The following is a 278-nucleotide window of genomic DNA, read 5'->3' as shown; positions in this document are numbered from 1 at the left end:
GAAGAGGATCCGAACGCCTCCACCCCGACAACTTGAGGTCCTTCGATAATTTGAGGAATGTCCTCTCGTACCTCATCACACGCCGCTTGAAGGGCTGTAATCATTTGATCCACATTCTCTTCTGGAGACAGCTCGATATCAACGAGTGCCTGCATAGTCCCTCTTGAATGGTTGCTCACGTTCAATATGCTTCGATTTGGAATAAAATGAAGGGTGCCGTCAAAACTTCGAAGCTGCGTGGTCCTAAGTCCAATTTGTTCTACGATCCCATCAAAACC

General features: G+C 47.5%; 1 protein-coding gene. It reads right to left on the bottom strand.

Features of this window, described 5'->3' with window-relative positions:
- Positions 1 to 278 (bottom strand): mechanosensitive ion channel family protein (locus tag SB658_RS23490; protein ID WP_410602699.1); only part of this gene is annotated, 278 nt, incomplete at both ends.

It is taken from the genome of Bacillus sp. SIMBA_008, from assembly GCF_046535495.1.
In the GTDB taxonomy this organism is placed as follows: Bacteria; Bacillota; Bacilli; order Bacillales; family Bacillaceae; genus Bacillus; species Bacillus subtilis.
Note: the sequence above shows the minus strand (reverse complement) of the source record. Positions and strands in the feature narration are given on the sequence as shown.